Consider the following 9,075-nt stretch of genomic DNA (forward strand, 5'->3'; position numbering starts at 1 on the left):
CCGACTAGTCCGTCTTCGCGCGGTTGCGCTTACTCAACCGGAACTCCGGCGGGAACTTGCTGTCGTTGTCGTTGACCGCGGCCGACAGTCCGGAGTCGATCGACTCGAACATGTCCAGGTCCTCGTCGCTGTCGTTGGCGACACCGTTGCCCATCGACTCGAAGAACGCACTGAGCAGGCTGCCCATGTACTCGCCCTGCTGCTGTTTGAAGATCTCGAAGAACATCTTCTGCTGGAACACGGTGTCCACCGGCCGGTTTCGCGCACAGGCGAGCGCGTACTTCTGGGTCTCGGCCTCCAGGTCCTCCCGCGCCACCACCTTGTTGAGGAAGTTGCAGTCGTACATCTCGGCGGCGGTGAACGGGCGGCCGGTGAACACCATCTCCTGGAATTTGCGCAGCCCCATCATCTGCACCCACGTCCACATCCGCGGACCCCAGCCGTGATAGCGGAACGACGGATGCCCGAACAGGGCGTCGTTGGAGGAGATCACCAGATCGGCGTCGGCGCACTGGTAGAAGTGCCAGCCGTAGCAGTACCCCTTGGCCTCGACGATGCTGATCTTCTTGAAGTCCTGTAGCGCACGGTTCCCCGCCTGCGAGTTGGCGTACCAGGCGCTGATGGTGGCCCCGTTTCGGAACGTCCCCTTCGGCGGATAGGTCACCTCACCGACGCCGTCATCCTCCAGGCGCAGCTCCGCGAGCCGCGCCGCGGGATCGTCGTTGCCCTCCATGAACTCCGGCAGATCGGCACCGCTGCCGAGGTTGTCCCCGACGCCGCGGATGACCACGACCTTGACATCGTTGTCGGCGTTGGCCGCCCGCAGCACGTCGGCGTACCGCAGCCGAGCCAGCGAGGTCGGCGCGTTGAGGAACTCCGGCCGGTTGAACGTGATGGTGGCGATCTTGGTCCTGGGGTCCTTCTCGTAGAGGATGATCTCCTCGGGAGACGGCCGCCTGCTCTCCGACACGTATGTCCTCTCAGCCGATTCCGGCGGTTGTCGGTGCCCACCCCGGGCTGGATGTCAGTACTTCGGGTCCGTCGTCGCCGATCAGCACGGCGTCGCGGTGGAACACCGCGCCGACGCCCGGCTCCCACACGTACGCCGTGACCGCCAGCACCGTGCCGGGGTCGAGGCGCTCGTCGGCCGAGGTCTGCGGCAGGTCCGCCGAGATCACCGGCGGATCGAAGCCGAGGCCGAGGCCGTGCGCCACCGGGATCGGCGGCAGCGCCTCACCGGCGGCTTGGTAGGCGCTGAGCAGGTCGGCCGCCGACGCGCCCGGGCGGCACACGTCGATCAGGCGCTCCCACAGGTCATTTGCGCGGCCGAACAGCGCGTCGGCGCAGGGGACGTCACCGACCGGCCAGGTGCGGCCGACCTCGCCGACGTAGCCGTCGGCCAGCGCCCCCGCCGCGAACGCCACGAGGTCACCCTCGGCGATCCGGCGGTCGCGCCGTCCCACCCGCCAGGCGTGCTCACGGGAGGTGATCCACGCGCCGTCCTGGGTGGCCGAGGTGCTGTACCCGCCCGCGGTCATCGCCTCCATCAGCACGCCGTTGAGCGCCTGTTCGGTGGCGCCCACCGCGAGTTCGGACACGGCCGCGGCCAGGCCGCGTTCGGCGACGCTCAGCGCGCCGCGCAGCACGCGCAGTTCGTCGGCGGTCTTCGTGCGGCGGGCGGCCTTCATCGCGACCTCGGCGTCGACGAGTTCGGCATTCGGGAACGCCATCGGCAGCAGCTGCGCGAATGTCGGTGAGATCGCATCGGTCCCGACGCGCTTCGCCTCGGCGGCGCCCTTGATGCCCTTGAGCACCGCGATCAGGGTCATCGGATTCCACGCCAGCCCGTACAGGTGATCGTGGCCGATCTCTTCCGGGATGCCCTCGTCCCAGGTGCTGTTGAGGTGGATCTCCCCGGTGGCCCGGACCAGCACGCAGATCGGCGCGAACGGGCGGGTGCCCGCGACCCACAGCTGCGGCGCGCCGGTCACGTAGCGCACGTTGGCCTGGCGGCCGAGCACGAGCACGTCGAGGTCGTGGGCCGCCATCTGGGCCAGTGCGCGTTCGCGCCTGCCGGTGCGGAGGGCGAGGTCGTCACAGACGATTTCGATTGCCATGTCGCTCAGCTCAGTTTGTAGGGGGCGTAGGGGTAATCGGTGATCGACTGGTAGCCGTCTTCGGTGATGACCACGATCTCCTCGGCGCGGTAGCCCCCGGTGCCGTCCTCCCAGACGACCGGTTCCAGCACCAGCAGCATGCCGGCCGGGAACACGAAGTTGTCGTCGAACTCCTCGCCGAGATCGGTGCCGATCATCGGCATCTCGGCGGCGTTGGTGCCGATGCCGTGGCCGAGGTAGAAGTGCGGCAGCCACGGTTTGCGGCCCCCGTTGGCGGCGATCGCGGCGCGCGCCAGGTCTCCCGACGTGGCGCCCGCCTTCGTCACGGCCAGTACGGCGTCGAGGATCTCGCGCCACTTGGCGAAGTTCGCGTTCTGTTCGGGTGTCGGGTCTTCGCCCACCACCCAGGTGCGGCCCCAGTCGGAGCAGTACCCCTCGAACGTGATGCTGATGTCGGTCCACAACACGTCGCCCTTGTCCAGGGGCTTCTCCGTGGGGAGCAGGGGCAGCGCCAGGTCACCGGTGGTGGTCCAGACCGCACCGCTGCTGCGCGTCGTCGGCATGACCTGCCAGATCGCCTCGATCATGTTCGTGGTCGCACCGAGTTCGAATGCCCGTCGGACGAACCGCGCCGAGAGGTCCATCTGGCTCACGCCGGGGGCGACCGCCGGCTGGACGTCGAGGAGCGCCTGCTCGGTGATGCGGCAGGCCCGTCGGACACCGGCGATCTGGTCGATGGTCTTCACGAGTTTGGCCGGCCCGACCACCTGCGCGGCGTCGGACGGCGGACCGGCCGGGAACAACCGGCCCGCGGCGCGCCGCATCGCCCCGGTCAACTCGTCGACCGCCACTGTGGCGCCCGCCGGGATCAGATCGGCCAGCATCTTCGCGAAATGGTCGACGCCCTCGTCGAATTCGAGGTACAGCGGGCCGTGCACGTGGTCATCGGGGACCTCGGAGTCGAATGCGCTGCCCTCGCGGAACGGCATGTACAGATGCGGATGCTCGTCGTCGGCGAGCACGATCGCCACCGGACGCTCGACGTGCGACAGCCCGGCGTCAAGGAGCGGCCAGCTGGCGCCGGTCGCGTAGACCACGTTGCCGTTGCCGAGCAGGATGAGCGCGTCGACGCCCTTCTCCCGCATCGACGCACGCAGCCGCGCACCGCATTCGCGGTACATCCTGGCGCGGTCGGGGACGTCCGGGATGTCGAGCAGCGCCGAACCGGCTGTCATCGTCGCTGTCACGAGATCCCCAGGAAGTTCTTGACGTTGGTGCTGACGATCTTGACGGCTGCCTCCGGTCCGACCGCGTCGACGACGGTGGCCAGCGACTTCTCCGAGTACCCGAACGTCGACTCGTTGTGCGGATAGTCGCTCGACCACATCACGTTGTCGACGCCGATCCGGTCGATCAGCTGCAGGCCGAGGGGGTCCACCATGAACGAGGCGCTCATGTGGTTGGTCCAGTAGTGGCGAACATCGTGCTGCAGTTCGTGATTGAACATGTGGCGGTAGGAGGCCAGCATGTGCTCGGCGTCCTGCAGCGCCGTCGGCACCCACGCGATACCGCCCTCGAACCAGCCGATCTTGAGCGACGGGTGGCGGTCCAGGATCCCGGAGAACACGTACTTGGCGAACTGTTCGCGGAAGCTGTCGACGTTGACCATCATGCCGACCACGACGCTGTTGTTCTGGCACGGCGTCTTGGGCGGGGTCTCCCCGATGTGGTGGCTGACCGGGATGCCGGACGCCTCGATCTCGTCCCATACCGCGTCCATGGCGGTGCTGCCGTAGTCGTAGATGTTGCCGTCGTCATCCTTGCCGGGGTTCAGCGGCAGCAGGAAGGTCTTGAGCCCCAACGATTTCAGCTCTTCGAGCGTGCTACGGGTGCCTTTCGGATCCCACCAGTTGATCAGCCCGACACCGTAGAAGTGGCCGTTGGACCGCTCCTGGAGATCGGCGATGTGCTCGTTGTAGATACGGAAGACCCGCTCGCGCAGCGCCTTGTCCGGGTAGTGGAACAGTGCGAGTACCGCGTTGGGGAAGGCGAGTTCCTTGTCGATACCGTCTTCCTTGAGTTCGCGGATGCGGGCCTCGATGTTGTTCGACGCCGCACCGGCGAGGTCGTCGTACTGCATGAGCACGCGGCCGAAATCCCCACCGGTCCAGGCCTTGCCCTTCATCCCGACCATGTAGGCGCCGTCCTCGTACCAGATCCGCGGTGCGGCGCCCTTGAGCTCGTCGGGGAACCGGTCGTAGAAGATGTCGTCGGCGACGGAGATGTGGTTGTCCGCGGAGAAGATCTCGGTGTCGGCGGGCAAACCGGTCACCTGACCGGTCGAGTGACCGTGCCGGTGCTTCGGGGCGCCGAAACCTTCGGGCGGATACAGGGTCTGTGTGGGGCTGGACGTAGGCGTTGACACGGTGGCACTCCAATCGGGCTGGGAGAGAACCTGTTACCAGGTCACGGGAAGTTCGTAGACGCCGTAGGCGAGGCGGTCGTGTTTGAACGGCACCTCGTCGAACGGGATGGCCAGGCGCATCGTCGGGATGCGGCGCAGCAGGGTGTGGAACACGATCTGCAGTTCGGCGCGGGCGAGTTGTTGCCCGACGCACTGGTGGCGGCCGTAGCCGAAGCCCAGTTGCTGGCCGGCGTCGCGGCGCAGGTCCAGCTTGTCGGGTTCGGGGTAGGCGTTCGCATCCCAGTTGGCGGGTGCGAGGTCGAGAATGATCCCCTCGCCGGCGCGGATGGTCTCCCCCGCGATCTCGATGTCCTCGATCGCGATGCGGCGCTGTCCGTTCTGGATGATCGACAGGTAGCGCATCAACTCCTCGACGGCGTTGGCGATCGCCTTGGGATCGTCGGTGTCGCGCAGGAAATCGGCCTGCTCGGGGTTCTCGAGCAGCGCCAGGATGCCGATGCCGATCATGTTGGCCGTGGTCTCGTGCCCGGCGATCAGCAGGCCGGTGCCGAGCTGGGCGGCCTCCTTGACGCTGATCTCACCCGCGGTGACGCGCTCGGCGAGATCGGACACCGCGTCCTCGGCGGGGTGTTCCATCTTTTTCTTGACGAGGTCGATCAGGTACTGGTGCAGGCTCATCGCACCCTTCTGACCGTCCGCGGCGCTGGCGTAGCGGGCGAGCCCGACGTTGGCGTGGTGCTGGAAGAACTCGTGGTCTTCGTAGGGCACGCCGAGCATGTCGCTGATCACCCGGGTCGGCACCGGCAGTGCGAGTTTGGCGACCATGTCGGCGGGCTGCGGGCCGGCCAGGATCTCGTCGATGCACTCGTCGGTGACCTGCTGGATCACCGGCCGCAGGCCTTCGACGCGCTTGAACGTGAACGGCTTCGACAGCATCCGGCGGAACCGGGTGTGCTCTTCGGCGTCGGAGGTGAACACCGAACGCGGCCGCTTCTCCACCGTGGACAGCATGTGCTCGTTCCAGTGCGGGAAGCCCGGCCTGCGGTCGTCGACGCTGACGCGCGAGTCGGCGAACAACTCGCGGGCCACGGCGTGGCCGGTGATCAGCCACGGGGTGCTGCCGTCCCAGATCCGCACGCGGGACAGGGGTTTGGCCGCACCCATCTCGAGCATCTGCGGCGGCGGCGCGAACGGGCAGGCCGCCGCGCGTTCCATCGGGTACTCCGGGATGTCCGCGGAGACTTCGGCGGTTCCGGTCAACGTGTCCGACACATCACTCCTCGAGGTGGATGGCTAGGGCTGGACAGGCGGCGGCCGCGTTGCGGACGTCTGCCTCCCGGTCCGGGGCTGGTTGCGGAACGAGCAGTTCGACGACCCCGTCGTCGTCCCGCTGGTCGAAGACGTCGGAGGCGTTGAGCACGCACTGCCCCGACGACACGCACTTGTCCTGATCGACGGTGACCTTCACCCGCGTACCTCGGTGACGGGTGCCTGCCAGAGACCGACGATCGCGTCGACGAGCCCCGACGCGGCAGCCGACCACGTCGGGCGCGGTACGGCGGCGCCTTCGGCGAGACCGCGTTCACGTTCGGCGCAGCTGTGCATCAACAGGTTTCGGCCCATGACGTTGCGTTCGGCGCGCACGTAGGGCGGCAGGTCCGGCAGGCAGCCGGCGATCCCGTTGATCACCTCGACCAGCGACGGCGACGACAGCGCGTCCCGCACGATCATGCTGTGGTAGGCCGGATCGGTCATGACCTGCGCTGCGAATCGCGCGTACCAGCTGGGGTTGCCGAGTTCGGCCAGGTGATCGGTCAGCGGCCGGACCAGACACCCGACCCAGTCGCGCATGTCGGGGACGGGGCCCAGATCGGCGACCATCTTCTCGCGCAGCCGTTCGATCGGTCCGCGGTGCTTGAACTCGATGGCGCGCACCAGGTCGGTCTTGGTGCCGAAGTGGTAGCCCACCGCGGCGTTGTTGCCCTGGCCGGCGGCCTCGCTGACCTGACGGTTGGAGACCGCGAACACGCCGTGTTCGGCGTAGAGCCGCTCAGCGGCCCGCAGGATCGCCTCCTGGGTGCTACTGGCACGCTCGGCGCGCGCAGCCCTGGCTGTGGTCACGCTCACAGTCAACGCGGTCGGCGCGGTTAAGTCAAGCGACTGATTTAACGTCATCGCTGCGACCCGTTGACCTCCGCATCCGGTTTGCGTGGGATGACCTTGCCCGCGACCGTGCCGCCGTCGACGGTCAGCACGATGCCGGTGACGTAACGGGACCGGTCGGTGGCCAGGTACAGCGCCGCCTCGGCGACGTCGTCGGCCGTACCGTCGCGTTTGAGCGGACGGTCGTTGCGCATCTGGGTGCGGATCCTGGCCTCGAAATTCTCGAGCCGCTCCCGGTCGGCGCCCGTGGCCGAGCTCTGCAGGATCGGTGTCGGGATGTTGCCGGGGGCGATGCAGTTGACGCGAATCTCATAGTGTGCCAACTCGATTGCCGCGCACTTCGTGAAGTGCAGGATGGCCGCCTTGGAGCTGCGATACACCGGAACCCCGCCGCCGGCCTGGATGCCGCCGATCGAGGACAGGTTGATGATCGACCCGCCACCGTGTTCGGACATGTACAGCCCGGCGTCGCGGGTGCCCGCCATGACGCTGAGCAAGTTCACCCGCATGACGCGGTCGAACTCCTCGAGGTCCTCGTTGAACAGTCCGCGCCGTAGCGGGCTGGAGATGCCGGCGTTGTTGACCATCACGTCGAGTGCGCCGAACCGCTCGACGGTCCCGTTGATCAGATCAGCCATCTGCGCCTGTTCGCCGACGTCGGTGTGCTGGAACACCGCGTTCGGGCCGCACTGTTCGGCCAGCGCCTGGCCGAGTTCGTCCTGGACGTCGGCGATGACCACCCTGGCGCCCTCGGCGACGAACCGTTCGACCATGCCGCGGCCGATCCCCGACGCCCCTCCCGTGACGATCGCGACCTTCCCGCGCAGTGCGTCGGACATCAGGCGGACACCTCTCGTTCGGAGACCTCGGCGAAGAACTCGAGCAGCAGATCGATGACGGCTTCCGGCTGTTCGATCTGCGGGCAGTGCCCCGCTTCGGCGATGACGGCCCAGCGCGCGCCGGTGATCTGCGCGGCGATCTCGGCGGCCCAGCCCGACGGCAGGAGTTTGTCGCGCTCACCCTCGACGATCAGCGCGGGGACGTCGATGCGCTCGTAGGGCCTGGTCGACGACGGCGGTGGTGGCGGTTCGAGGCCGGGGCGGCGAAACCGCGCCGCCGCCAACGACTCCCACGCTCCGGGAGCGATGCTCGAGTCGTAGCGCCGTTGGACGTAGGTGTCGTCGGCCGGATAGGACGGATCGGCGAACAGTGCGGTGACGATGCGGCGCATACCGTCGACTGTCGCGTCGTAGTCGTAGAGAGCGTTGGCGTGCTCGTTGCGTTCGATGGTGCCGCCGCCGCACAGCGCGACCAGACTGCGTGCGGGCAGGACGGGCGCGCCGGAGGTGGCGTCGACGAGCAGGTTGATCGCGCCCATCGAATTGCCGACGAAGTGCGCCGACCGGACGCCGAGGACCTCGCAGAAGCGGGCGACGTGGCGGATCCGCATCCCGCGGCCGTCGGTGAAGTCGACGACCTTGGCCGAGCGACCGAACCCGAGCATGTCGGGGGCGAGGACGTGGTATCGCTCGGCGAGGGCGTCGATGACCCGCTCCCAGCCCAGTTCGGCCGAGGCGCCGAATTCGCCGCCGTGTAGGAGCACGACCGGATCACCCTGCCCCGCTTCGAGATAGCCGGTGGTCAAACCGTCGACGGCGACCGACTTCCGGTGGAAGCTCACGCCCTCACGATACTGATATTTTCGTGATTGGAGAACCGGATTCTCATCACCAGAGTGCTTAGTTGGCGTCGGACCAATCCTGTCGGACCCTTCTGTTTGTATGTGGTCATGGTCTCCAGCGCACCGTCTTTCATCCCGAGCACGCCTCGGGAAGCGCAGCTGGAGGCGTTGTTCGACGAGATGTCGGAGTTGGCGGGGCAGCGCAACGCGATCGATGCGCGGTTGGTGGAGATCGCCGCCGAAATCGACGGCGACCGCCTGTGGGGTGCCACCGGGGCGCGGTCGGTCACCGCGCTGGTGGCCTGGAAGGTCGGCTGCTCGACCACCAACGCCAAAGCGATCACCGCGATCGCCGACCGCATCGAGGAGTTCCCGCTGTGCGTGCAGGCCTTGCGGGAAGGCCGGCTGTCACTGGATCAGGTCGGCGTCATCGCCGACAAAGCCGGCCCCGGATCCGATGAGCATTACGCCGAGTTGGCCAAGTGCGCCAGCGTCAACCAACTCCGCACCGCGATCCGGCAGGAACCCAAGCCCAAACCCACGCCCGAACCCGCACCTGAGGTCGATGAGGACGAGCCAGAACCGGAGCTCGAACCTGCCTGTGCGATCACCCAGACCTCCGATGACCAGTACACCTTCTGGCGGATCCAACTCACCCACGCCGAGTCGGCGAAATTCGAAGCCGCGCT

The 9,075-nt window shown here is 67.5% G+C and carries 10 protein-coding genes; 1 reads left to right on the plus strand and 9 read right to left on the minus strand.

Going from position 1 to position 9,075, the window contains the following annotated elements; translation table 11 throughout:
• Window positions 1-4 precede the first annotated feature (4 nt).
• The 9 genes from AU194_RS24275 to AU194_RS24315 are packed head-to-tail and all read right to left on the minus strand — an operon-like array spanning window position 5 to window position 8,386.
• Window positions 5-970 carry an enoyl-CoA hydratase/isomerase family protein gene (locus AU194_RS24275; protein ID WP_059091824.1) on the minus strand — a complete coding sequence of 322 codons (966 nt, stop codon included), beginning with the start codon at window positions 968-970 and terminating at the stop codon, window positions 5-7.
• A gap of 10 nt (window positions 971-980) precedes the next feature.
• Window positions 981-2,117 carry a Xaa-Pro peptidase family protein gene (locus AU194_RS24280; RefSeq protein WP_059091825.1) on the minus strand — a complete coding sequence of 379 codons (1,137 nt, stop codon included), beginning with the start codon at window positions 2,115-2,117 and terminating at the stop codon, window positions 981-983.
• Window positions 2,118-2,122: 5 nt separating this feature from the next.
• Window positions 2,123-3,352 carry a M24 family metallopeptidase gene (locus AU194_RS24285; protein WP_369804209.1) on the minus strand — a complete coding sequence of 410 codons (1,230 nt, stop codon included), beginning with the start codon at window positions 3,350-3,352 and terminating at the stop codon, window positions 2,123-2,125.
• An 8-nt stretch (window positions 3,353-3,360) separates the two neighbouring features.
• A complete protein-coding gene (locus AU194_RS24290) occupies window positions 3,361-4,542 on the minus strand; it encodes an amidohydrolase family protein (RefSeq protein ID WP_059091827.1) in 1,182 nt (393 codons plus the stop codon).
• A gap of 33 nt (window positions 4,543-4,575) precedes the next feature.
• A complete protein-coding gene (locus tag AU194_RS24295; protein ID WP_059091828.1) occupies window positions 4,576-5,814 on the minus strand; it encodes a cytochrome P450 in 1,239 nt (412 codons plus the stop codon).
• A 1-nt stretch (window position 5,815) separates the two neighbouring features.
• Window positions 5,816-6,010 (minus strand): ferredoxin, encoded by a 195-nt coding sequence (locus tag AU194_RS24300; RefSeq protein ID WP_059091829.1) that lies wholly within the window; start codon window positions 6,008-6,010, stop codon window positions 5,816-5,818.
• Window positions 6,007-6,717: a TetR/AcrR family transcriptional regulator gene (locus tag AU194_RS24305; RefSeq protein ID WP_059091830.1), complete on the minus strand. Its 711-nt coding sequence runs from the start codon at window positions 6,715-6,717 to the stop codon at window positions 6,007-6,009. Before AU194_RS24305 ends, AU194_RS24300 begins: the two co-directional genes overlap by 4 nt.
• Window positions 6,714-7,544: an SDR family NAD(P)-dependent oxidoreductase gene (locus AU194_RS24310; RefSeq protein WP_059091831.1), complete on the minus strand. Its 831-nt coding sequence runs from the start codon at window positions 7,542-7,544 to the stop codon at window positions 6,714-6,716. Before AU194_RS24310 ends, AU194_RS24305 begins: the two co-directional genes overlap by 4 nt.
• The gene (locus AU194_RS24315) at window positions 7,544-8,386 is read right to left on the minus strand and encodes an alpha/beta fold hydrolase (protein ID WP_059091832.1); all 843 of its coding nucleotides are present in this window, start codon (window positions 8,384-8,386) and stop codon (window positions 7,544-7,546) included. Before AU194_RS24315 ends, AU194_RS24310 begins: the two co-directional genes overlap by 1 nt.
• 108 nt (window positions 8,387-8,494) lie before the next feature.
• Here AU194_RS24315 and AU194_RS24320 point away from each other — a divergent pair.
• Window positions 8,495-9,075: DUF222 domain-containing protein (locus tag AU194_RS24320; RefSeq protein ID WP_157576496.1), on the plus strand; the 581-nt coding region annotated here is incomplete at its 3' end.

Origin of the sequence: Mycobacterium sp. GA-2829 (assembly GCF_001499965.1) — a bacterium.
GTDB lineage: Bacteria > Actinomycetota > Actinomycetes > Mycobacteriales > Mycobacteriaceae > Mycobacterium.

Bases quoted from the DNA above. Each gene is read 5' to 3' on its own strand.
- AU194_RS24280 (WP_059091825.1), bottom strand. From the start codon at position 2,117: ATGGCAATCGAAATCGTCTGTGACGACCTCGCCCTCCGCACCGGCAGG.
- AU194_RS24285 (WP_369804209.1), bottom strand. From the start codon at position 3,352: ATGACAGCCGGTTCGGCGCTGCTCGACATCCCGGACGTCCCCGACCGC.
- AU194_RS24305 (WP_059091830.1), bottom strand. From the start codon at position 6,717: ATGACGTTAAATCAGTCGCTTGACTTAACCGCGCCGACCGCGTTGACT.
- AU194_RS24310 (WP_059091831.1), bottom strand. From the start codon at position 7,544: ATGTCCGACGCACTGCGCGGGAAGGTCGCGATCGTCACGGGAGGGGCG.